This window comes from Vibrio aerogenes, from assembly GCF_024346755.1.
Lineage (GTDB): Bacteria > Pseudomonadota > Gammaproteobacteria > Enterobacterales > Vibrionaceae > Vibrio > Vibrio aerogenes.
In genome coordinates, this window is record NZ_AP024861.1 from 3,251,179 (window position 1) to 3,274,518 (window position 23,340).

General features: G+C 44.0%; 19 protein-coding genes. 7 read left to right on the forward strand and 12 right to left on the reverse strand.

Features of this window, described 5'->3' with window-relative positions:
- Positions 1-101: 101 nt before the first annotated feature.
- Positions 102-2,189 carry an elongation factor G gene (fusA, locus tag OCV29_RS14400; RefSeq protein WP_073602552.1) on the reverse strand — a complete coding sequence of 696 codons (2,088 nt, stop codon included), beginning with the start codon at positions 2,187-2,189 and terminating at the stop codon, positions 102-104.
- A 190-nt stretch (positions 2,190-2,379) separates the two neighbouring features.
- Positions 2,380-3,759, reverse strand: coding sequence for a DNA repair protein RadA (gene radA / locus OCV29_RS14405; protein WP_073602553.1), 1,380 nt, complete (start codon positions 3,757-3,759; stop codon positions 2,380-2,382).
- 134 nt (positions 3,760-3,893) lie between these two features.
- Here radA and OCV29_RS14410 point away from each other — a divergent pair, with 134 nt between their 5' ends.
- A complete protein-coding gene (locus OCV29_RS14410) occupies positions 3,894-6,239 on the forward strand; it encodes a PilZ domain-containing protein (RefSeq protein ID WP_073602554.1) in 2,346 nt (781 codons plus the stop codon).
- A gap of 72 nt (positions 6,240-6,311) precedes the next feature.
- Here OCV29_RS14410 and serB read toward each other — a convergent pair whose 3' ends face one another.
- Positions 6,312-7,262 (reverse strand): phosphoserine phosphatase, encoded by a 951-nt coding sequence (serB, locus tag OCV29_RS14415; RefSeq protein ID WP_073602555.1) that lies wholly within the window; start codon positions 7,260-7,262, stop codon positions 6,312-6,314.
- Positions 7,263-7,363: 101 nt separating this feature from the next.
- Between serB and OCV29_RS14420 the strand changes: the two genes are divergently transcribed.
- Entirely contained in the window at positions 7,364-7,972 is a 609-nt protein-coding gene (locus tag OCV29_RS14420) for a YtjB family periplasmic protein (RefSeq protein ID WP_073602556.1), read from the forward strand.
- Positions 7,973-8,010: 38 nt separating this feature from the next.
- Here OCV29_RS14420 and deoD read toward each other — a convergent pair whose 3' ends face one another.
- The 3 genes from deoD to OCV29_RS14435 form a co-directional block, all read right to left on the reverse strand.
- Positions 8,011-8,715 (reverse strand): purine-nucleoside phosphorylase, encoded by a 705-nt coding sequence (gene deoD, locus OCV29_RS14425; protein WP_073602557.1) that lies wholly within the window; start codon positions 8,713-8,715, stop codon positions 8,011-8,013.
- 38 nt (positions 8,716-8,753) lie between these two features.
- Positions 8,754-9,533, reverse strand: coding sequence for a deoxyribose-phosphate aldolase (gene deoC, locus OCV29_RS14430; RefSeq protein ID WP_073602558.1), 780 nt, complete (start codon positions 9,531-9,533; stop codon positions 8,754-8,756).
- A 108-nt stretch (positions 9,534-9,641) separates the two neighbouring features.
- Positions 9,642-10,898, reverse strand: a complete 1,257-nt coding sequence (locus OCV29_RS14435; protein ID WP_073602559.1) for a NupC/NupG family nucleoside CNT transporter — start codon at positions 10,896-10,898, stop codon at positions 9,642-9,644.
- Positions 10,899-11,494: 596 nt separating this feature from the next.
- On the opposite strand from OCV29_RS14435, the gene OCV29_RS14440 reads away from it, so the two are divergent.
- From OCV29_RS14440 to OCV29_RS14455, 4 genes are all read left to right on the forward strand, one after another.
- Positions 11,495-12,493 (forward strand): BMP family lipoprotein, encoded by a 999-nt coding sequence (locus OCV29_RS14440; protein WP_217653286.1) that lies wholly within the window; start codon positions 11,495-11,497, stop codon positions 12,491-12,493.
- A gap of 204 nt (positions 12,494-12,697) precedes the next feature.
- Positions 12,698-14,266 carry an ABC transporter ATP-binding protein gene (locus OCV29_RS14445; protein ID WP_073602561.1) on the forward strand — a complete coding sequence of 523 codons (1,569 nt, stop codon included), beginning with the start codon at positions 12,698-12,700 and terminating at the stop codon, positions 14,264-14,266.
- Positions 14,263-15,372, forward strand: coding sequence for an ABC transporter permease (locus OCV29_RS14450; protein WP_073602562.1), 1,110 nt, complete (start codon positions 14,263-14,265; stop codon positions 15,370-15,372). Before OCV29_RS14445 ends, OCV29_RS14450 begins: the two co-directional genes overlap by 4 nt.
- A gap of 2 nt (positions 15,373-15,374) precedes the next feature.
- Positions 15,375-16,340: an ABC transporter permease gene (locus OCV29_RS14455; RefSeq protein ID WP_073602563.1), complete on the forward strand. Its 966-nt coding sequence runs from the start codon at positions 15,375-15,377 to the stop codon at positions 16,338-16,340.
- A gap of 90 nt (positions 16,341-16,430) precedes the next feature.
- Here the strand turns inward: OCV29_RS14455 and OCV29_RS14460 are convergent, their stop codons facing one another.
- The 3 genes from OCV29_RS14460 to OCV29_RS14470 form a co-directional block, all read right to left on the reverse strand.
- Positions 16,431-17,228: a TatD family hydrolase gene (locus tag OCV29_RS14460; protein ID WP_073602564.1), complete on the reverse strand. Its 798-nt coding sequence runs from the start codon at positions 17,226-17,228 to the stop codon at positions 16,431-16,433.
- 30 nt (positions 17,229-17,258) lie between these two features.
- Positions 17,259-18,038 carry a peroxide stress protein YaaA gene (gene yaaA / locus OCV29_RS14465; RefSeq protein WP_073602565.1) on the reverse strand — a complete coding sequence of 260 codons (780 nt, stop codon included), beginning with the start codon at positions 18,036-18,038 and terminating at the stop codon, positions 17,259-17,261.
- A gap of 210 nt (positions 18,039-18,248) precedes the next feature.
- Positions 18,249-19,685 (reverse strand): alanine/glycine:cation symporter family protein, encoded by a 1,437-nt coding sequence (locus tag OCV29_RS14470; protein WP_073602567.1) that lies wholly within the window; start codon positions 19,683-19,685, stop codon positions 18,249-18,251.
- Between the two features lie 722 nt (positions 19,686-20,407).
- Between OCV29_RS14470 and OCV29_RS14475 the strand changes: the two genes are divergently transcribed.
- Positions 20,408-20,587 (forward strand): DUF3545 family protein, encoded by a 180-nt coding sequence (locus OCV29_RS14475; RefSeq protein WP_073602568.1) that lies wholly within the window; start codon positions 20,408-20,410, stop codon positions 20,585-20,587.
- 77 nt (positions 20,588-20,664) lie between these two features.
- Here OCV29_RS14475 and OCV29_RS14480 read toward each other — a convergent pair whose 3' ends face one another.
- The 3 genes from OCV29_RS14480 to nfo form a co-directional block, all read right to left on the reverse strand.
- On the reverse strand, positions 20,665-21,216 hold the full coding sequence (locus tag OCV29_RS14480; RefSeq protein ID WP_073602694.1) for a hemerythrin domain-containing protein: 552 nt from the start codon (positions 21,214-21,216) through the stop codon (positions 20,665-20,667).
- Positions 21,217-21,293: 77 nt separating this feature from the next.
- Positions 21,294-21,986, reverse strand: a complete 693-nt coding sequence (gene ung / locus OCV29_RS14485) for a uracil-DNA glycosylase (RefSeq protein WP_073602569.1) — start codon at positions 21,984-21,986, stop codon at positions 21,294-21,296.
- Between the two features lie 295 nt (positions 21,987-22,281).
- Positions 22,282-23,196, reverse strand: coding sequence for a deoxyribonuclease IV (gene nfo / locus OCV29_RS14490; protein WP_073602570.1), 915 nt, complete (start codon positions 23,194-23,196; stop codon positions 22,282-22,284).
- Positions 23,197-23,340: the final 144 nt, after the last annotated feature.

Sequence of the window (23,340 nt, forward strand, 5' to 3'; positions counted from 1 at the left end):
CACTCAAGCCATCCATGGGCGCTTAAACAAGGGCATGACAGAAACAAAAAAGCCCGCCATCAAAGGCGGGCTGTATCTATTCAGTCAGAATGAAGAATGAATTACTTCGCTTCTTTTCTTGCTTTCACTTCAGCAATAACTTCTTCTGCAACGTTTGCAGGACATGGTGCGTAGTGAGAGAACTCCATAGAGAACTGACCACGACCAGAAGTCATTGTACGCAGGTGACCGATATAACCAAACATTTCTGAAAGTGGGACATCAGCTTTAATACGTACACCTGTGACGCCTGCTTCCTGATCTTTGATCATACCGCGACGACGGTTCAGGTCACCAATCACATCACCAACGTGATCTTCTGGTGTGAACACGTCAACGTGCATGATTGGCTCAAGCAGTTGCGCGCCCGCTTTTGGAATAGACTGACGGAAAGCGCCTTTCGCTGCGATTTCAAATGCAATTGCAGATGAATCCACCGCGTGATATGCACCATCAAACAGTTCAACTTCAACATCAAGCACAGGGAATCCGGCCAGAACACCTTCTTGCATCATGCTTGCAAAGCCTTTTTCAACTGCTGGCCAGAATTCTTTAGGAACGTTACCGCCCACAACAGTTGAAGAGAACGTGAAGCCACTGCCAGTTTCGCCAGGCTTGATACGGTAATCGATCTTACCGAACTGACCAGAACCACCAGACTGTTTCTTATGCGTATAGCTATCTTCAACAGGCTGTGTAATTGTTTCACGGTAAGCAACCTGTGGCTGACCAACTTCCAGCTCAACACCGTAAGTACGCTTCAGGATATCGACTTTGATATCCAGGTGAAGTTCACCCATACCTTTCAGGATGGTATCGCCAGTTTCTTCATCCGTTTCAACCTGGAATGAAGGATCTTCTGCAACCATTTTACCGATCGCGATACCCATCTTCTCAGATGCGCCTTTATCTTTAGGCTTAACAGCAATCTCGATAACAGGTGTTGGGAAGATCATTGGCTCAAGTGTACATTCATGCTTAGGATCACACAGAGTGTGACCAGTCTGAACATTCTTCATACCAACAACAGCGATGATATCACCCGCCTGCGCTGAAGAAATTTCGTTACGATCGTTTGCATGCATCTCAACCATACGGCCGATACGCTCAGTTTTACCCGTTGCTGAGTTCAGGATTGTGTCACCTTTGTTCAACTTACCTGAGTAGATACGGATAAAGGTCAGGGCGCCGAAACGGTCATCCATGATCTTAAATGCAAGTGCACGTAGTGGCTCATCTGCATCAACTTTAGCAACTTCACCAGTTGCTTCACCCGTATCTTTATCAGTCAGTGGCTGAGGTTCAACTTCTGTTGGTGCCGGCAGATAGTCAACAACACCATCCAGCATTGGCTGCATACCTTTGTTTTTGAATGCAGAACCACAGAAAGTCGGGAAGAATGCAAGATCACGAGTCCCTTTACGGATACAAGCTTTCAGTTGCTCAACAGTTGGTTCTTCACCATCCATATAAGCCATCATCAGCTCATCGTCCTGTTCAACCGCTGTTTCAATCATCATTTCACGGTATTCAGCAGCTTTATCAGCATACTCAGCAGGAATATCTTCAAGTGTGTAGTTTTCTGGCTGACCAGACTCATCCCAGATCCACGCTTTCATGTTCAGCAGATCAATCACGCCTTTGAAGTCATCTTCAATACCGATAGGCAGAGTCATCACAAGTGGGTTTGCACCCAACACGTTTTTCACCTGTCCAACAACACGGTAGAAATCTGCACCCATACGGTCCAGCTTGTTCACGAAGATCAAACGGGCAACGCCTGATTCGTTCGCATAACGCCAGTTTGTTTCTGACTGAGGTTCAACACCACCAGAACCACAGAACACACCAACACCGCCATCAAGAACTTTTAGTGAACGATATACTTCAACAGTAAAGTCCACGTGTCCCGGAGTATCGATAATGTTCAGGCGGTGGTCTTTCCAGAAACAGGTTGTTGCTGCAGACTGGATAGTGATACCACGTTCAGCTTCCTGCTCCATGAAGTCAGTAGTAGCAGCGCCATCGTGAACTTCACCGGTACGGTGGATTTTACCAGTTAGCTTAAGGATACGCTCGGTAGAGGTAGTTTTACCCGCATCTACGTGAGCAAAAATACCAATGTTTCTGTACTTTGATAAATCAGTCATTGTCTTACTCTGTTAATAAGGTATAAATTGCGCGCAGAGTATATCATAATCTATCCAGACTGATAGCCCTGCATGCACTTTGGTTAAAAATAATTTCAGTCGGTGACCAGATAGTCATTACAGGCTGTTTCAAACGACTGATTCTTTGTTGAGTGATACAAATGCATCACCTTTTAAATATGTTTTTACTCTATAACGCATCAAAGGCTTCTATTGCCTCTGAAAGTTTTTTCACCGGATGAATCTGCATACCGGATATACCACCTTTGGGCATATTTGCCGCCGGAATTACCGCGGTTTTAAAGCCGTGTTTAAAGGCTTCATTCAGACGCTCTTGCCCGCTGGGAACCGGACGAATTTCGCCAGCCAGCCCCACCTCTCCAAATATAACGACATCTTTTGGCAAAGGACGATCCCGGAAACTGGAAAGCAGAGCCATCACCAAAGCCAGGTCAGCACTGGTCTCAGTCACTTTAACGCCACCGACAACATTCACATAAACATCCTGATCGGCCATCATCAGTCCACCATGTTTGTGCAAGACCGCTAAAAGTAGTGACAACCGGTTTTGTTCCAGACCAACAGCCACCCGGCGAGGGTTTGCGAGCTGAGAATAATCGACAAGTGCCTGAATTTCAACCAGCAAAGGACGAGTTCCTTCCCAGATCACCATCACAGAGCTACCTGACGTTTCTTCTTCCCCTCTGGACAGAAATATAGCAGAAGGATTACTCACCTCCTTCATTCCATGCCCCGTCATGGCAAACACGCCCAGCTCATTCACGGCACCAAAGCGGTTTTTATGGCTTCTGAGTGTCCGGAAGCGGCTATCAGTACCACCATCGAGCAAAACAGAACAATCAATAATATGTTCGAGCACTTTAGGTCCGGCAAGCGTGCCGTCTTTAGTCACATGGCCGACAATAAACACAGCAACATTATTCTGCTTGGCATAACGTGTCAGTGCTGTCGCAGACTCACGCACCTGAGCCACACTGCCCGGAGACGACTGAACATCAGAAACATGCATCACCTGAATCGAGTCAATGACCATAATTCCGGGACGTTCTTTCTCTGCAAGCTGACATATTTTGTCAACACTGGTCTCTGACAACATTTTCAGGTGTTGTTTTGGCAGTTCAAGCCGGGATGCCCGCATTGCCACTTGTTGCAACGATTCTTCTCCGGTGACATACAACGTCGGCATGGTATTCGCCAGATAGCACATCACCTGTAATAATAAGGTGGATTTTCCTGCACCGGGACTTCCCCCGATGAGAATCGCAGCACCCGGGACAATACCGCCCCCCAACACCCGGTCAAACTCTTTAAATCCACTGGTAAAACGGGGAACTTCCTGCAGGTCTATCTCTGCCAGTACCTGTACTTTTGACTCTGACAGAGTGCCGGAGTATCCCGTCAGGCGCTCATTTCTTGCAGCCTGCGGTGATGCAGGCATTCTGACTTCTGTAATTGTGTTCCATGATCCACATGCATTACATTGACCTTGCCATCTTGGAAAATCGGCTCCACAATCATTACATACATACGCTCTTTTTAATTTAGCCATGCTTCCCCGGTAAATTATTTAATGTGATCCAGAAAACAATTTAAATTTAACATGTTTTGAAATATAACAAGATAACACTAAAGATCGATTAAAAAAGTCGATAATGATATTCAGGCCGGAAACTTGATAAGAATATGCAACAATCTGAAATATTGTCTCTTGCGGAAAAGCTCATACCCATTTACAACACAGAAGAGTTTGAACAGATTTTGTCTCAGATTACCAAGGGGCAACCACCATCTGTAAAACTACTGGTAAAAATGGAGCTGAACAGAAAAATGGCACCATGTTCCAAGCCTGTTGATTTAAGGGGGCGGGTTCAGGGTGAGTGCAGAGAATATATCCTGGATGGTCTGACTCACTGGCTCGATGATGTTGCTTTTAACGACTATCACAAAAACGTAAATAAGTTTGGTCGTTATACAGAAGGTGTCTGGGAAGCGTTATACAACACCAGAAACAACTTCCGGGTGATGAATGAAAAGCCAAACGGCTCAAAAGAAGATCTCTCAACTGCTGATAATCCGTTTCTCGTGGAAATCATTGATTTAGGTTATGATTTATTGCGTCAGGAAAACCGGCTGAAATTCTCATCTCAGGCAGAAATAAAACTTGCCAACGGTCAGCTGGTCAATGCGCTGACTGTCGATTTATCTCCTTCGGGCGCAAAACTGAAAGTCCCGGCTGCATTTGATTATAAACTTGGAGAAGTCATTCATGTCCGGTTTACCGAGCTGGATAAGAAAACAGAAATACAGGGATTATATCAACCGATAGAATACCGGTTAATCGGCGTCGATGAGTCCTTTGAAAATGATGCGGTCAAATTTCTCCGCATCAAAAAACTGACTGATTCTGATCTGATTGAATATGTGATTGAAGAGCAATTAAAAAATGAAAAACAAAAGCTCCGGCATGACAATCAGGATAAAATTATCCGGGCCAGAACCCGTGCTTATGAACATATGTTTTTAAAACATGCCTGTCAGCTGCCGGTTTTTTTCAGTAAAGATGAACTAAAAGTTGTTCTGCTTACGGAAAGTAATCACGCGCTCTGGCATTACTGGCATGATGAGAGAAATCAGCAAACACTGAGTAATCTGTTTACCCCGCAGAGAATGAGGTTGCTCACCCGTTCAGGCGTTTCTGAAAGCAGTAATACGATTTATGCCTTTAAGCATACACATCAGGACAAAACTTTGTTCTTTTCGATGATGAAGCCTGAAGCGAACCCGCAGCTCAGGAAGCTTTTCTGGCATCTTGGCGCAAAGAAAGAGTCATGGCGTGCCTTCCGTTTTTCAATTTATGAACTTTCAGAAAGTGAGCGAAAGACTTTATCCACTAAGTCGCCAGAACTTACGAAACATTTATCATCTCTCACCCACTGCGGTATTCTTCAGGAGATTTCTAACACCGATAGTGCGAAAGATTACCTGCTTTCTGAGCAGCCAAATCTTCCCGGCGCAGAGTTAAACCAGTTCAGACATCCACGGAAAGCATTACATTCGCCAATCTCTGTCTTCTTTGATGCCAGGACACAACGTAAAGAACCCCGGTATAATCTGCATTCACCACTGGAAATGACACTGGAAGATAACACCGTCATCAAAGGGCAAACACTTGATTTATCAAAAAGAGGTTTGAGTCTCCAGCTTGAAAAACCAGCAAAATTAAAAGTCGGAGATCAGGTCACGATTAATTATCTTGAGCTGAAGTTATATGACAATAAATTGCCACTCGATCATGTCTCTTACAATATTGTTCGGGTTGCACCGAATGGTCAGCAGATTCAGCTGGTGATTGAAGAGAGCAGCCAAACGGTCAGAATTATTGCGTTCTTCAGCAAATTAATTGAAAACAATCAGGACCGCCTGACTGAGAGCCTTGAAGTTTTACCCAGTATCACGCTGCTGGAAAACCTACACCACATTTTGCTTAACCGGGTTGTCTGCGCCCCTGTTTTTGTCGAACGTCAGCGTGCAAATCTGAGAGCCGCAGCAATCGGTATCAGTGAACCCCCTTCAGCCTGCCTGACATTGCTGGCAAAACTGGGGCGTGAGAACCTTTTATCGCTGGAGCCCATATTAAAAGGACACACGAATACACTGATGGCCAACCCGATGAGACATATTGATGGCGCGACACCTCAATATTTCGATATCTATCTTTCAGTGAAAAAATTTGGCTCGCAAATTCAATCACTGGAAAGCCGGCTGATTACTGACTTTTCCAGCCATAAAGAAAGAATAGCCTTTATCCACGATGCGCAGGTTTTAGGTGAAATTTTTGTACTCAGATTTTGTGCAATTCCCGTCTTTCACCCGATGACTACCCTGCTCCGTCAGGATCTGGATGAACTGGCAGAAATTAATCTCTATCATGCTAAAAATATAGAAAAATCAATTACATCGCTTGCGGGGTATGCTGAGATTGTTGATATTACAGACGAGGTCCTGAACAGGCTGGAGATTAATAACTAACCCTTGAAACGCTGACTTCCCCGGAACCATAATGATATCCGGGGAAGTCATTTTATCCGGAGACATACGCTATTACTGCAGGCGTATTCCAACTGACAAAATACACATGACGCCCCCCAGATGACTATAACGGATTGCGGACTGCGCAAGTGCTTCGACTTTTGGTTTTGCATGATAGGCAATGCCCAATCCGGCTTCTCCCATCATAGTCAGGTCATTTGCACCATCGCCAATAGCGACCGTATTCTCACGGGGAATCTTGTATTCATTTGCCAGCTGAACCAGAATATCGGCCTTGGTCTGTGCTGAAACAATACTCCCGATAACATGACCGGTCAGTTTTCCCTGTTCAATTTCAAACACGTTGGATTGCGCAAAATCTAATGATAACAGTGTCTTCAGATAATCAGAGAAATATGTAAATCCACCGGAAGCAATCGCCACTTTCCAGTGATGCGCTTTCAACGCAACGACTAAAGCTTCCAGCTCCGGCATCAAAGGAAGCTGACTTCTGACCTGTTCAAGAATTGATGCATCGGCGCCTGCCAGTTTTCCAACCCGCTGGCGTAAACTCTGCTCAAAATCCAGTTCTCCCTGCATCGCCCGTTCTGTCACCGCGGCAACTTCTTCACCGACACCGGCAAGCTTGGCAATTTCATCAATACATTCAATCTGAATCGCCGTGGAATCCATATCCATCAGCAGTAATCCGGGTTGATTGAGATCCGGCAGGTCCGCAGTCAATGCATAATCAATCTGATACTGGTTTAAAACGTCCTGATGTTGTGAGGTTAATTCACCATCCATTAAGACCACATCATATCGCCCAACACGCCATAAGCGGACAATATAGTTTGTCTTGCCTGTCAGACGATCCATTTGTTCGAAAACATCTGGTGTAACATTATCGCCATAAAGGAACCATTGAGCCTTTGTGGGTTCGGGTTGAATAAAACGATCCTGTGATAAACGTCCGGTCAGGGGACTTGTTTCTTCTGTCAACAATGTCTTTTGCGAGTCCATGAAATTCACCTTTAACAAATGTAACCCGACGTTACCCTATTGCAATTTAAAAACGCAAGCATCAATATGGATCTATATGTAATTTCTTTCGGTCAGAACAGATGAACGGTTCATTATTTTCTTTACGGGTCGTTTTACGCATTATTGCTGTATTTTGTCTTGTTGCTATGTTTTTCTTTATGGCAGAAAACAGTGTCATGATAAGTAAAGGCAATGAGCGAATTCAGGCAAATCAGTTAGAAACCCTGACGAAGCTGCTGATCTCGCAGGCTGCATTAACAGCCAGTGAATTTCTGAGTGAGCAGGATGAAAAAAGGCTCAAAGCACTGACAAACCAGTTATCCAAAGATCGCCTGGTATTTGATGCAACCGTTTATGATGCAGAAGGCGTTCTGGTCGCTTCCAGTGATTCAGCACTCAGTGTCAGGGATGTTCTGGGACTGGATACACCACTGCAGACTGCCAGAATCGGCCGTCAGCAACTCGTTGAACCGGTCATTGATGAAGGAAACGTGATTGGTTTTATCCGGATAACCTTTGAAACCGGTAAAGTGACCGCAATCTCAGATCACCATTACCGCAAAAGCGACCGGTACATGTATATGATGATTGTTACCAGCTTTATCAGCGGACTTCTGCTTGCTTTTCTGCTGCGCAAGAAAAGCTATTCACGCAGCTCAGATAATATTTTGCTGAAACATACGGGATAAAGCCTATCCCGTATTAAGCAGTGATATCAGGCCAGAAGTTAAAGAACAGATTCCAGAGCGATTTCAATCATATCATTAAACGTTGTCTGACGTTCCTGTGCGGTCGTCTGCTCACCCGTCTTAATATGATCAGATACGGTACAGATAGTTAAAGCTTTTGCACCGTATTCCGCTGCCACACCATAGATTCCGGCCGCTTCCATTTCTACGCCGATAATGCCGTATTTATCCATGACATCAAACATTTCAGGATCTGGTGTATAGAAGAGTTCGGCAGAAAAAAGGTTACCGACTTTCACCGGGATTCCTTTCTTATTTGCAGCTTCTTCAGCAGCTTTAACCATCTGGTAATCGGCAATAGCGGCAAAATCATGATCCTTAAAACGAATCCGGTTTACTTTTGAATCCGTGCATGCACCCATGCCAATGACAACATCTCTGACGTGAATATCTTTACTGACCGCACCGCAACTTCCCACACGGATAATTTTTTTCACACCAAAGTCTTTAATGAGCTCAGTCACATAAATTGAGCAGGAAGGAATTCCCATACCATGTCCCATGACAGAGACTTTCTTTCCTTTATAAGTGCCGGTGTAACCGAACATATTTCTGACATCACACACCTGAACGACATCTTCCAGAAAAGTCTCTGCGATAAACTTCGCTCTCAGCGGATCTCCGGGCATCAATACAACGTCTGCAAAGTCACCGGGTTCAGCATTGATATGAGGGGTTGCCATAATTATCTCCTATTCAAGTATTCTTCTTATCGCTTTAATCAGTATGAACCAGCATCTGAAGACGTTTTATCAGACATGCCAAGCGTTGAAAGCAAGCTATTTAACAGGCTGGATGCACCAAAGCGATAATGACGACGATCGACATTCTCTTTGCCCAGAACTTCATCCGCAATGGCCAGATAATGCGCTGCTTCTTCGGCAGTACGCACACCACCAGCAGCTTTAAAACCAACCTTATCAATCACACCAAGATCACGAATGACTTCCATCATCATTCTGGCGGATTCTGGCGTTGCATTCACAGGCACTTTACCAGTTGATGTCTTAATAAAATCAGCCCCGGCACGGATAGAAATTTCAGACGCTTTTTTGATCAGCGCTTCAGTTTGTAATTCACCTGATTCAATAATCACTTTCAGTAATTTGTCACCACAAACTGCTTTACACTGCTTCACCAGCTCGAAACCTGTATTTTCGTCTCCCGACATCAATGCCCGGTAAGGGAAAACCACATCAACTTCATCTGCACCTTTTTCAATCGCGTCACGTGTTTCAGAAACAGCAACATCGATATTATCATTCCCATGGGGAAAATTAGTGACAGTCGCTATCCGTATATCTGGCGTCCCCTGTTCAGACAATGCTTGTCTTGCAACAGATATAAATTGAGGATAAATACATACCGCTGCAGGCGTGCCTGCCGGTGTGTTTGCACTCTGACATAAAGCAATGACTTTCTCATTCGTATCATCATCATTTAGAGTTGTCAGATCCATTAACTGAAGTGCACGAATGGCTTCAGCGTTTATATCACTCATATAAAAAGCCTCTGTTACCGGATGAATAAATTCATCTCATTCAAATAAAAATGCCCCAAAGAATGCACTCCGGAGCATATAGAAGTATCATTTTCATTCTGACCAATATCAGATTGAAAGGAACAAGCCAGCGATTGTCGCCGCCATCAGGTTCGACAATGTCCCTGCAATAACCGCTTTAATTCCCATACGGGCAATATCGTGGCGGCGTCCAGGCGCCATACCACCCAGCCCGCCTAACAAAATAGCAATTGAAGACAAGTTCGCAAACCCACACAGAGCAAAAGAGATGATTGCAGAAGTTTTCTCTGACATCACCTGACCTGTAGAAGCGACAACCTGAGCATGCTCACCGATATAAGGAACAAAGTTAGAATAAGCAACAAACTCATTCAAAACAATTTTTTGCCCGATAAATGAGCCAGCCACTGTGGCTTCAGACCAGGGAACACCAATAATGAAAGCCAGCGGAGAAAATAACCAGCCCAGAAGACCATTCAGAGACAGCTCAGGCATGCCAAACCATCCCCCGATACCGCCCAAAATACCATTAAGCAAAGCAATCAATCCAATGAATGCCAGCAGCATTGCCCCGACATTCAATGCCAGTTGCATCCCTGTGGATGCGCCACCAGCTGCCGCATCGATAAAGTTTGATGGTCTTTCTTCATCAAAATCTTTTAATTCATCATTTACAGGCTTATCAACTTCGGGTTTCAGAATTTTTGCAAATAGTAATCCACCGGGTGCCGCCATAAATGAAGCGGCAATCAGATACTCCAGCGGAACACCCAGCTGGGCATAACCCGCCAGTACACTACCGGCAATCGACGCCAAACCACCACACATGATCGCAAATAGTTCGGACTCGGTCATCTTTGCGATGTAAGGACGCACAACCAGTGGCGCTTCAGTCTGGCCAACAAAGATATTTGCCGCTGCAGACATAGATTCTGCACGGGAAGTGCCCAGAGCTTTTTGCAGACCGCCACCAATAATTTTAATAATCCATGGCATCACACCAATGTAATAAAGCACGGCAATAAGGGAACAGAAAAAGACGATAGCCGGCAAAACCTGAAACGCAAAAATGAAGCCAATCCCATCGACTGAGAAATTAACCAGATTCCCAAACAGAAATTGTGTGCCATCTTTGCCATAGTTAATTACATGCTGAATACCATTGGTAATTCCTGCAAGAAGGTCACGCCCCCATGGGCTGTAAAGAACAAATGCACCCAGAAAAAACTGGATTGCAAAAGCGCCCCCGACCGTACGTAAATTAATCGCTTTACGATTTTCGGAGAGTAATACAGCGATGCCAAGCAATGCCACAATGCCAATCAGGCTCATTAGCAAACTCATAGTTAATTTGGTTCCTTAGCGGTTAATTAATAAGTAATGAATGAAGTGGAATTCATGTGGCAATTATACTGAGCAAAATAACGAAAAGTAATGATCAATCACGCTTTAATAGAAATCAAACATTTCATACATAAAAAAAAGAGAACTTAATCACACTGACAACATTGAAATCAAATTTGTTAAACAATATCATTTACAAAAATGCAACATCACCAAGATCATCCTCTCTAGTGATATTTTTACTATCAACCGCTGAACGGAATCAGCAAATATATTTGTATACAGATACTTTTTCTTGTTCCTGCTGGTCATTGAACGAAAAGAGCGGACGAGAATCATTAATGACAAATGCACCATTTTGGCGCTCACAAATGAAAGGACTCACAAAAAATGCAACAAAAATAAAACAATAAAAAAACACTTTATCCCATCTTTGTTGATTGTCTTTATAGAAATGACACTTAATTTGAAACACGTACTTTTTTTTTTGCAGGCAAACGATAAACTGATGGCGATAAAACCATACAACAGACGTCTCTCTTGATTTTTATCGGAAGACCTCTGAATCAGAATGACAACTTATAGGGATTTATAGTGTGAAAAAGTCCATCCTGAAACTATCTGCACTGACTTTAGCCATCACTTCATTTCACGTTTTTGCACAGGCAAAACCAGCCGTGATCTATGATACTGCCGGTAAATTTGATAAATCATTCAATGAAGCCGTTTATCGTGACGGTGTTCTGGCAATGAAGGAAAAAGAAGGGATAAAAGTCCGGGAATATGAACCTCAGAATGAAGCGCAACGCGAACAGGGTTTACGTCGTCTGGCTCAGCGGGGATACTCTCCGATTGTGGCGGTCGGTTTTAATATGTCTTCAGCAGTAGAAAAAGTTTCCGGTGAATTCCCGAAAATCCACTTTACGATTCTGGATATGGTTGTTGACAAGCCGAATGTTCAGTCCGTCGTATTTAAAGAGCATGAAGGCTCTTTCTTAGTTGGTGCACTGGCTGCTAAAGTTTCTAAAACAGGCACTATCGGCTTCGTTGGCGGTATGGATATTCCATTGATCCGTAAATTCGAATGCGGCTATGAGCAGGGCGCAAAGTATGCCAATCCTGACATTACTGTTTTACAAAATATGACCGGCTCAACCCCGGCAGCTTTCTCTGATCCGGCAAAAGGTTCAGAGCTGGCAAAATCACAATTCTCTAAAGGTGCTGATGTTGTTTATGCTGCTGCCGGTGGTACAGGTCTGGGCGTTTATCAGGCAGCTAAAGATGCAGGTAAATATGCAATCGGTGTGGATTCAAATCAAAACCACCTGCATCCGGGAACGATGCTGACATCCATGGTTAAAATGGTGGGCTCAGCAGCAAGAGACAGCTGGAATGAAGAAATCAAAGGCACCTGGAAACCGGGTATCAAAGTCCTGGGATTAAAAGAAAATGCCGTGGACTGGGCGTATGACAAATATAATAAGTCTCTGATCAGTGATGAGATGAAATCCTATATGGCAAGTCTGAAGAAAGACATTGTATCAGGCAAAATTAAGGTTCATGACTATATGTCAGATAACACCTGTAAGTACTGATGTCGCAGCAAACACTCTCTTTATAACAGAATTTCATCCACGAAATACTGTTGTAATCCGGATAAAAACTTAGTCAGGATTGAATACAAAAATAATATTAAATACGCCGCTGTCATCAGTGGCGTATTCTTATACAAATGAAGCAACACTGACTTTGTATCTTCGTTTATTTCGTATTTATTTGTTAATTCAGGAAGTCATCCCGTGGCCCAATCGCAACATTATGCTATTGAACTCAAGCACATAGATAAACGGTTTGGTAGTGTTCATGCCAACCAGGATATCGATTTACAGGTTCCCGCCGGAACCATCCATGGAATTATTGGGGAGAATGGTGCCGGCAAATCAACGCTGATGAGTATTATTTACGGCTTTTATCACCCTGATTCAGGCCAGATGCTCATTCATAATCAACCCTATCAACCTTCCAACTCTCAGGATGCTATTGCCGCGGGTGTTGGCATGGTGCATCAACACTTTATGCTGGTTGATACTTTTACTGTGCTTGAAAATATAATCCTTGGCGCAGAAACAGGTTGGAAGCTGGAAGACAGTTTATCCTCTGCCAGAAAGAAACTGCTTCAGCTTGAGCAGGACTATGGCCTGGAAGTTCCTCTGGATGCCATTGTTGGCCAACTGCCTGTTGGATTGCAACAACGGGTAGAGATTCTGAAAGCACTGTACCGTGGTGCCAAAATTCTGATTCTTGATGAGCCCACAGGTGTACTGACACCACAGGAAGCAGATCACTTATTTAAAATACTGGATAAGCTCCGGGCGCAGGGAACCACTGTCATGATCATCACCCATAAACTGCGAGAGGTTCTGGCAATCACAGATAATGTATCCGTGATGCGACAGGGACAAATGGTCTCGCATGTCGCCACTGCGGATACAAACCGGGAAGAACTCGCAGAAATGATGGTGGGCAGAAAAGTCCGTCTTCAGGCAGATAAAACAGCAGCGAATCCGGAAGAGGAACTGATTCGCGTGCAAAACCTGAGCTATATCGACAGTGCCGGAGTCAAACGGGTCAAAGATATTAGTTTCACTGTCCGTAAGGGGGAATTAGTCGGGATTGCTGGTGTATCCGGCAATGGTCAGTCTGAAATACTCAATCTGCTGTCAGGCATTACGCCCCCAAGTTCCGGGACCATTGAACTCAATGGCAATACAATCACTTCGGAGCATCCTTCAGATCCTCAAAAAGTCCGGGCTATGGGAGTTGGCCATATTCCGGAAGACCGGCATAAACAGGGGCTGGTGAATAAGTTTGAAGCCAAAGAAGCCTACATTCTGGGCTATCACCATCTGGATAAATATAACCGGGGATTTTTGCAGGATACAAAATCGATTGAACGTCACTGTCAGGAAAGCATGGATAAATGGGATGTCCGCCCAAATGACATTCATTTAAAAACAGCAAACTTTTCTGGCGGCAATCAACAAAAACTGGTGATTGCCCGTGAAATGGAAGAAAACCCGGATATATTGCTTATCGGACAGCCGACCCGGGGGGTTGATATCGGCGCAATTGAATATATACATCAGCAAATCATTGCATCCAGAGATGCAGGAAAAGCGGTATTGCTGGTTTCTGTAGAGCTGGACGAAATTCTCAGTCTGGCTGATCGGATTATTGTTGTTTTTGACGGGGCAATTGTTGGCGAGCTGGATGCCGCTCAGGCTGATGAAAAAACACTGGGGCTGATGATGGCAAACATTGTTCCGGATCATATTAAAAACTTATCTTGCCAGGGAGATCAATCATGAGTCAGACAAGAATCCCTGCATGGGTCACGATCGGCTTACTTCCTGCAGTCAATGTTATGGTTGCTTTTCTGGTTTCTGCGCTTCTGTTTATCTATATCGATATCAATCCGCTTGATGCTGTCAAAGTCATGTGGGCAGGTGCTTTTGGTTATGCCGAGGGACTCGGTTACACACTGTACTATACAACCGGATTTATTTTTACCGGCCTTGCGGTTGCTGTCGCTTATCATGCAGGTTTATTTAATATCGGTGTTGAAGGACAGGCATATATCGGCGGTCTTGGCGTTGGATTGGTTTGCCTGACACTCGGAGACGTTGCCCCCTGGTATATTGTTTTTCCTGTCGCGATTCTTGCCGGAGGCTTATTTGGAGCAGCATGGGCATTTTTACCGGCCTATCTGCAGGCAAAAAGAGGATCACATATCGTGATTACCACGATTATGTTTAACTTTATTGCTTCCTCACTCATGGCTTACTTACTTGTCGATATATTAAAGCCTGAAACAACGATGGCCGTTGAAAGCCGGGTTTTTGCACAAAGCAGCTGGCTGCCGAAAATGCATGATATATTTTCAGCCTTTGGCATTGAAGTCGCCTCAAGCCCGCTCAATATCAGTTTCCTGTTTGCACTGTTATGCTGTGTCTTTGTCTGGTTATTCATCTGGCATTCCCGTTGGGGATATGAGATCAGATCAATTGGTGCCAATGCATCTGCTGCAGATTATGCAGGAATCAACTATCTGAAAATTGTCGTTATTACCATGTTAATCTCCGGCATGCTGGCTGGCTTCTTTGGACTCAATGTTCTTCAGGGTGAACTGCACCAAATCAAGCTTAATTTTGTCGAAGGCTTTGGCTTTACCGGGATTGCTGTCGCATTAATGGGCAGAAATCACCCGGCAGGTGTCTTCCTCGCCAGTCTGCTGTTTGGCTTTCTGTATCAGGGCGGTGCCGAACTGAGTTTTGAGTATGGCGTTGACCGGAATATTGTTGTGGTTTTACAAGGACTTGTCATCCTGTTTTCCGGAGCTCTTGAGCATATGTTCAGACCGACACTGGAACGCCTCTATCTGAAATTCTTTTCTTCTGAACAAGGAGCCGCATAATCATGTTTGAGACCATAATACTTATGCTTGATGCAACCATCCGGGTTGCAACTCCGCTTATTCTTGCGGCTCTGGCAGGCATGTTCAGTGAACGTTCCGGCGTCGTGAATATTGCACTGGAAGGCAAACTGCTCTCTGCAGCCTTTGCCGGCGCAGCAACGGCACATATTACCGGTTCGGCCTGGGCAGGCTTATGTGCCGGGATATTTATTTCGGTACTTCTGGCCCTGTTACATGGTTTTGCTTCAATTACGCACAAAGGCGATCAGGTGGTCAGCGGTATGGCAATCAATATTCTGGCTGCCGGACTCACCATTACGCTGGGTCGCTACTGGTTCTCTCAGGGCGGCCAGACACCGGCGCTGTCTGGTGATGCGAGATTCGCACCTTTAACGCTGCCCGGCGCGGATGCAGTGAAAGATACCCCGGTTATCGGGCTGCTTTACTCTGAATTAATCAGTGGCCATTCAGTGATAGAATACCTTGCATTCTTCATTGTCCCGCTTAGCTGGTATCTGTTATTTAAAACCCGCTTCGGACTGCGTCTGAGGGCTGTCGGAGAATCACCTTCAGCAGTCGATACTGCGGGTATTTCTGTGATTGGGATGCGCTATAGTGCAATGGTTATTTGTGGGATTCTTGTCGGACTGGGTGGCGTTTATCTGTCTGTCGGACAAACCGCTCAATTCCTGCCCAACATGAGTGCCGGGAAAGGATATATGGCTTTAGCTGCTTTGATATTTGGCAAATGGCGGCCTTTCAATGCTCTTGCAGCGTGTCTGCTGTTCGGCTTCCTTGATGCACTGGCAATCAGATTACAGGGAGCAAGTATCGGTGGCATAGTGATTCCGGTTCAGGCTATCGAAGCACTTCCGTATGTCTTAACAGTCTTCCTGCTCGCAGGCTTCATTGGTAAAGCGATTGCACCAAAAGCGATTGGTGTTCCATATACCAAAGAACGCGAATAACAGGGTCAATATTGTCAGACATCGTCAGGAGAACTCATTCTCCTGACGATGGTCATTCCATCAATGACAACCCCGCCAACACGAAGCACCTTAAGGTATCAGGCCATAAAGCGCACAACTATTACGCCATAACTGCCGTGAAAACTCCGGAGCAGATACCTCCCGCAAAGATACCAGTGCTTTGAAAACCTCAACCAAACGAGCCGGATGATTGGGCTGCCCCTGAAAGCCACAAACGGGCATATCCGGTGCATCGGTTTCAATCACAATCGAAGCTTCGGGAAGCTGACGAACAGCCTGTCGGGTTTTATTAGCCCGGGTGTAAGTAATCACACCGCCGATACCAATCTTAAAACCGAGGTCAATGAAAGCGCTTGCCTGTTGGTAACTACCAGAAAATCCATGAACAACCCCACCATAAGTAAACCGGGCTTTTTTTAACAAAGAGAGCAAACGGTCATGTGTTTTACGGCTGTGAACTATCAGCGGAAGGCGGGCCTGTGTGGCCAGACTCACCTGCGCCAGAAAAATGCGTTCCTGCAAAAATGCGGGGGTATCAATCATGCCATCTAAACCACATTCCCCAACAGCAACACACGCTTTATCCGCTTGCATCAGCGTTTGTTCCAGGTCAGTTAGTGTCTTTTCACTGTCTGCATGAAGAAAATACGGATGAATTCCCAGGCCATAGTAGAGCCCGGGAGAAAAACGTTCGGCCAGTTGAGCCACCTGTTGCCAGTTTTGAGTGCCAATGGAAGGAATAACCAAACGCTCGACACCGCACTGCCGTGCCATCTGCAGATGATGCTCCGGGTCAGCCTGAAACACATCGAAATCAAAATGACAATGCGTGTCAAACAACCGGCCCCTCGCTTCATGTCCGGTCATTAATTTATCTCAGCAGAAACAATCATCAGGCTATGCATCTGACGCATCGCGCTTAAACACCAGCTCAGTTGCTGTTGACTCAGCTTCAACAAAGTAATAACCGGCAACATCGAACTCTTTCAGTTTATCCGGGCTATCGATCTGGTTATCCACGACATAGCGAGCCATCAAACCTCTGGCTTTTTTGGCATAAAAACTAATGATTTTATACTGCCCGTTTTTCTGATCTTTAAACACAGGGGTGATCACCTGTCCTGCAATTTTTTCAGGATTCACGGCTTTGAAATATTCGTTAGAAGCAAGATTCACTAAAACCTGATTCTTCTGAGTCTGCAAATCCTGATTCAGCTGCTCTGTAATGATATCCCCCCAGAATTGATAGAGGTTATTCCCTCTGGAATTTGCCAGCCGGGTACCCATTTCAAGCCGGTAAGGTTGCATCAGGTCAAGCGGTTTCAAAATACCGTACAAACCAGAAAGAATCCTCAAATGAGACTGAGTAAACTCAACCGCGTCATCATTCATTGTATAGGCATCAAAACCGGTATAAACATCCCCTTTAAACGCAAAAATAGCCTGACGGGCATTTTCATGGGAAAAATCAGGACGCCACTGAGCAAATCGCGCCACATTCAATCCTGCAATTTTATCACTGACTTTCATCAGTGAAGCAATATCAGCCGGAGTTAACTGACGACAAACCTCAATCAGTAATTCAGAATGTTCCAGTAAACCAGGTATCGTATGCTTTTCAGTAATGACCGGCGATTCATAGTCCAGAGTTTTTGCAGGTGAAACAACCATTAACATAGTTTTCTTCCTTTTTTTGACTTTTAATGTGCGCCTGACAAGGCTGACCAGACGCTCCTGCAAAAAATCTTAACGTTTTATTCAGGAGCTCTTTCTCAGGATATCCGGACAGTTTGAAAAAACAGAATCGGGTTATCCGGATATGATTCAGCGTACAAAAAAAACCATGCATTGTCTGCATGGTTTTTTCTATCTGTCTCATTGAAAGAATCAATCAGACGATTTGGACTTGTTGTCCCAGATCCCCTCTTCCAGCTGAGACTGAAGTTCAGGGTAATCTTCCACATTAAATGTTGGCAGTTTGCCTTGTTTCAACTGTTGGTTGTAATCTTTCGCCAGTTTCACCGCGACACCTGACAGCAGCAGAACAGCAGCCAGGTTAACAATCGCCATCAACCCCATCGACATATCGGCCAGAGCCCAGACTGTCGGCACCGTTGCCAGCGCACCAAACATCACCATGCATAAGAAAACAATCCGGAAAATCGCTAACCCTTTCTTATTATTATGTTCAAGAAAGATAAGGTTTGTTTCCGCATACGAGTAGTTTGCAATAATCGATGTAAAGGCAAAGAAGAAAATTGCAAAAGCGATGAAGATACCCCCCCAGGCACCAACCTGAGAATTAAGGGCCAGCTGAGTCAGCTCGATACCTGTGATTTCACCATGTGGCACATACTCACCAGACATCAGAATAATCGCAACGGTCGCTGAACAGATCACAATGGTATCAATGAAAACACCCAGCATTTGCACATAGCCCTGAGATGCAGGATGTGGCGGATATGGTGTTGCAGATGCTGCAGCGTTAGGTGCAGAGCCCATCCCGGCCTCGTTGGAGAACAGACCACGTTTTACACCGTTGATCATTGCCTGAGCAACCATATATCCAATACCACCAGCCGCGGCTTCCTGGAATCCAAAAGCGCTCTTAATAATCAAACTGAAAACAGCAGGAAGCTTATCCAGATGACTCAATAAGATGAAAATAGCGATTGCCAGATAAACTAAAGCCATCAAAGGTACAATCAGTTCCGCCGTTCTTGCAATCTTTCGGATACCACCAAAGATAACAAATGCAGAAAGCAGCACAATCACTAAACCAGTATATAGAGGCTGAACCCCAAAAGCTGTCGTCATTGCATTCGTGATAGAGTTTGCCTGTACTGCATTGAATACCAAACCGAAGGCTATCATCAAAAAGATTGAAAAAAGAACCCCCATCCAGCGCATGCCAAGCCCTTTTTCCATATAGTAGGCTGGCCCGCCACGATAGTTTCCGTCTTTATCTTTCGTTTTATATAACTGAGCTAAAGCACTTTCTGCAAATGAAGTTGACATCCCCACCATCGCAGTCACCCACATCCAGAAAATAGCACCCGGTCCGCCCATCGTCAGTGCAACTGCAACGCCAGCCATGTTTCCGGTTCCAACCCGTGCCGCCAGACTGGTACAAAGCGCCTGAAAAGATGAAATACCAGCTTTGTCAGCTTTACGGCTATTCTTGAGCACTTTAAACATATGAAAAAAGTGCCTGACCTGAATAAAACCTAACCGAATCGTGAAATAGACACCGACTCCGACAAGCAGGTAAACAAGAATCGACCCCCAAAGCAGGTCATTTATTAAATTAACTAAGTCTGTCACAAAAACCTCTTAAAGAGCATCAAGCACCGTTTTTCATTACGGCTGCATATTATTGTTACGTGACCCGTCCCTGAGCACTATTTCTATCGTCTCTGAAGCATGCACAATCAGCATTCTGAATACTGACTTTTATAGCGATTCATGACTCAGAACTATCCATATCTGTTTTATCAGTCATCTGGATAATGATGAGACATTACCCATTTAAGGCAGAAGATAATGCTATTGAAGTATTAAAAAATCAATATACATCTCCATGTTTAATTTCAAACCTAACGTTAACTTTCAATCAAATTAATTTACATACCAAGTAAAAATAAATAACATCACGTTAACACAACAAGGAAGCCAAAGCCGGTGATATGGTAAAAAACCGACGTTTTTTATTCAGGGGAATACAAATGAAGAAACGAGTGAAAGCAATAGATTGAGTAATATCTTAACGGATGAACTATCAGATAAAACCACTCTAAAAATAAGTGTATATGAAAAATATACTCAAAAAGTGCAGTTTCTTAACAATCTGATAAAAGTGAAATGTTTAGAAAAAACATCATTTGGCTAAAAATTAATCGATTTTTTTGTGCTGTCGGTACAATAATTTAAATTTGAATAGAAAATAATTCACTAAACCGAAATAAATGAGAAATAAATCATAGATAGATTTTGGGAAACTATGCTAATTAAGCATTGAGAGCAACTATCAATCAGGGGAGCTGATTATGGACGACTTGCATTTTGAGGAATTACTCGACAAAGAGATCCGGAAAATACGTGTAACCCGCTCTAAACCAACAAAACGTATGTGGAGAGAAATTGAAGCGATACGGGATAAAAAGCGTCTCCGGAAGGAACTGATGGAGATGGATGTTTGCTTTGAACTGGATGATATCGATCTGTGAATTTATCAAGGCTTCCCATGACTGACGGGAAGCCTTTTCATGATTAAATGAATCATATGGCAAAGGGAGTTAAGCGTTCAAAATTGCTCTTTTCTCTCCTCTCTGAGACGTTGTGCCAGTTGTTTATAGCGATCTGCAATTGTTTCACCAAATACCGGATCATCTTCATTATATGTCCACTGACTCTCTACATATTGCCAGTCTTCAACAGTGAATGTTTTGTCTATCAATGGAAGTACTTCTTTTTCTTCAAATTCCAGGTGCTTTTTCTGTACCTGAATAAAATCAGCTAACTGATTCATAAAAATATCCTGTGGTACAATGACATCCTGCAGGATCATATCAACAATATCTAAAAAAGCATGCGTCTTCTCAGCAAGGCGCTTATGATCAGTTTCAAGATCAGCAATGCAGGCTTTTTCACCATAATTCTGCATGTAATAATTGTACATCAGGTCTTCTTTCGGATGATGCGCAACTTCAGAATGAGAAGAGAGATAATCAACAACCTCCCTGACTAAAGAATAGTTGATTTTCTGTTCATTCTGCAGCAAGTGTAATTTCTTACTCAGGATTGCTAACAGCCGGGTCATATAACTATGTTCTCGCCTAATCCGTTCAATCATCATCATGCTTCTCCAATGCATTGTGTCAAACCGATTGTATATATAGTAAGACATCGTTGCTTTGATTGTAGTCGTAAAAATTAAACCTCACCGGCATCAAGCTTTGGCTGCCAATCAACCGGCACTTTGCCCTGCTGCTTAAGGTACTGATTTGCTTTAGAGAAATGCTGACAGCCGAAGAAACCACGGTGAGCTGACAATGGAGAAGGATGAGGCGCTTTCAGAACATAGTGCTTTGTCTGATCAATAAACCGGCCTTTTTTCTGAGCATGTGATCCCCAAAGCAGAAAGACCAGATTCTCACCATGTTGGTTGAGTGCTTCAATCACTTTATCGGTGAACAGCTCCCACGAAGTTGTATTTGCATGCGAATGGGCTTGCCCCTGTTCAACCGTCAGAACTGTATTAAGCAGAAAGACCCCCTGGTCGGCCCAGCTTTTCAGGTAGCCATGTTCAGGGATGACAAATCCGGGAATATCCTGAGCCAGTTCTTTGTACATATTGACGAGAGAAGGCGGAGTTTTTACGCCTGGTAAAACAGAAAAGCACAATCCGTGAGCCTGATTTGGCCCGTGGTAAGGATCCTGACCGATAACCACAACCTTGACATGATTGAACTCAGTAAAACGAAAGGCATTAAAAACATCTTTTGCCGGCGGGTAAATGACTTTCCCGGCCTGGCGCTCAGATTCAACATAATCTACCGTTTGCCTGAAATAGTCCTGTTGTTTTTCCGATCCGATGACATCGTGCCATGTCAGTGAAGTGGTCATAATGAGCAGCCCTGAAAACGTTGAAAAAAACTATTGTAATCAGAAAACTGCTCTGCGACATAGCGAAATGCTTATTTTTCATAAATCAGGACGGACTACGTTGCGGTGTCCGGTTATGTCCCTGTCCTTTCACATGACGGTTTGGAACAGGTAGAGGAGCAGAATACCCTACATTGCAATTTATATAACTTTTCATAACACTCTCCATAATCAGCGCTTGATGACCATCAGGCTCAGAGTGCTCCTGTTGCCAGCAAGAAACACAAGTTGCCTGTATTTCACTTTTATGAAAGTTTTATGCCAGCTTATTTTTTATACTCAACAATGACGTCTGATGACCCGTTTCCCCTCTCAGACGGGAAATTTCATCGGGCCATAATTGTGGGTCGATCGTTTCTAAAATCAAGGGAATATTATTAAAATCAGCATGTTGACTAATATAATCAAAGCATGTCCAGCCAATCATTCCTTGTCCCAAAGAATGATGCCGGTCTGTATGACTGCCTAATTCTGTTTTTGAATCATTTAGATGCATTGCTTTCAAATAGTGCATCCCGACAATCTGATCAAAGGCTGTAAATGTGTCCTGACATGACTCAAGAGTTCTCAAATCATAGCCCGCGGCAAACAAATGGCACGTATCAAGGCAAACACCAACACGCGCTTTATCCTCAACCAGTTCTATAATTCTTGCCAGATGGCTGAACTCATGGCCGAGATTAGTTCCCTGCCCGGCTGTATTCTCAATCACAGCGATAACATCCGGGACCTGTTGATGCGCAAGATTAATTGACTCTGCAATTCTTTCGAGGCACTGGTCTGCCGGGATTTTCTTTAAGTGACTGCCGGGATGAAAATTCAGCAGATGTAATCCCAGCTGTTGACATCGGATCATTTCATCAACAAAAGCCGCCCGGGATTTTTCAAGTTTTTCTGCATCAGGGGAGCCCAGATTAATCAGATAAGAATCATGCGGTAAAATATGCTGCGGCAGAAAACCAAATTTCAGGCAATTGGCCTTAAATGCCTCAATTGAATGATCTGAAAGTGGCTTTGCGGTCCACTGCCGCTGATTTTTGGTAAACAAAGCAAACGCATTTGCACCAATTTCAAATGCTCTTTGTGGTGTATTCTCAACACCGCCTGCTGCTGAAACATGTGCACCCACAAATTTTTGCTGCTGCTTTTCAGGCTTGTGAGTCTTTTCCATATCCGTATTTTCCCGTCGTAAAGTGATATCAAACACCTGAATTTAAAAAATTTTTTAAAAATTAAAAAAGATTAATAATATTATATTTCAATGTTTTATTGATAAAAATCAAGAAAAAATCGTCATTATCCTGAAAAATAAAGG

Coding starts and splice junctions, on each gene's coding strand:
- fusA (WP_073602552.1), bottom strand. CDS start 2,189: ATGACTGATTTATCAAAGTACAGAAACATTGGTATTTTTGCTCACGTA.
- radA (WP_073602553.1), bottom strand. CDS start 3,759: ATGGCTAAATTAAAAAGAGCGTATGTATGTAATGATTGTGGAGCCGAT.
- OCV29_RS14410 (WP_073602554.1), top strand. CDS start 3,894: ATGCAACAATCTGAAATATTGTCTCTTGCGGAAAAGCTCATACCCATT.
- serB (WP_073602555.1), bottom strand. CDS start 7,262: ATGGACTCGCAAAAGACATTGTTGACAGAAGAAACAAGTCCCCTGACC.
- OCV29_RS14420 (WP_073602556.1), top strand. CDS start 7,364: ATGAACGGTTCATTATTTTCTTTACGGGTCGTTTTACGCATTATTGCT.
- deoD (WP_073602557.1), bottom strand. CDS start 8,715: ATGGCAACCCCTCATATCAATGCTGAACCCGGTGACTTTGCAGACGTT.
- deoC (WP_073602558.1), bottom strand. CDS start 9,533: ATGAGTGATATAAACGCTGAAGCCATTCGTGCACTTCAGTTAATGGAT.
- OCV29_RS14435 (WP_073602559.1), bottom strand. CDS start 10,898: ATGAGTTTGCTAATGAGCCTGATTGGCATTGTGGCATTGCTTGGCATC.
- OCV29_RS14450 (WP_073602562.1), top strand. CDS start 14,263: ATGAGTCAGACAAGAATCCCTGCATGGGTCACGATCGGCTTACTTCCT.
- OCV29_RS14455 (WP_073602563.1), top strand. CDS start 15,375: ATGTTTGAGACCATAATACTTATGCTTGATGCAACCATCCGGGTTGCA.
- OCV29_RS14460 (WP_073602564.1), bottom strand. CDS start 17,228: ATGACCGGACATGAAGCGAGGGGCCGGTTGTTTGACACGCATTGTCAT.
- yaaA (WP_073602565.1), bottom strand. CDS start 18,038: ATGTTAATGGTTGTTTCACCTGCAAAAACTCTGGACTATGAATCGCCG.
- OCV29_RS14475 (WP_073602568.1), top strand. CDS start 20,408: ATGGACGACTTGCATTTTGAGGAATTACTCGACAAAGAGATCCGGAAA.
- OCV29_RS14480 (WP_073602694.1), bottom strand. CDS start 21,216: ATGATGATTGAACGGATTAGGCGAGAACATAGTTATATGACCCGGCTG.
- ung (WP_073602569.1), bottom strand. CDS start 21,986: ATGACCACTTCACTGACATGGCACGATGTCATCGGATCGGAAAAACAA.
- nfo (WP_073602570.1), bottom strand. CDS start 23,196: ATGGAAAAGACTCACAAGCCTGAAAAGCAGCAGCAAAAATTTGTGGGT.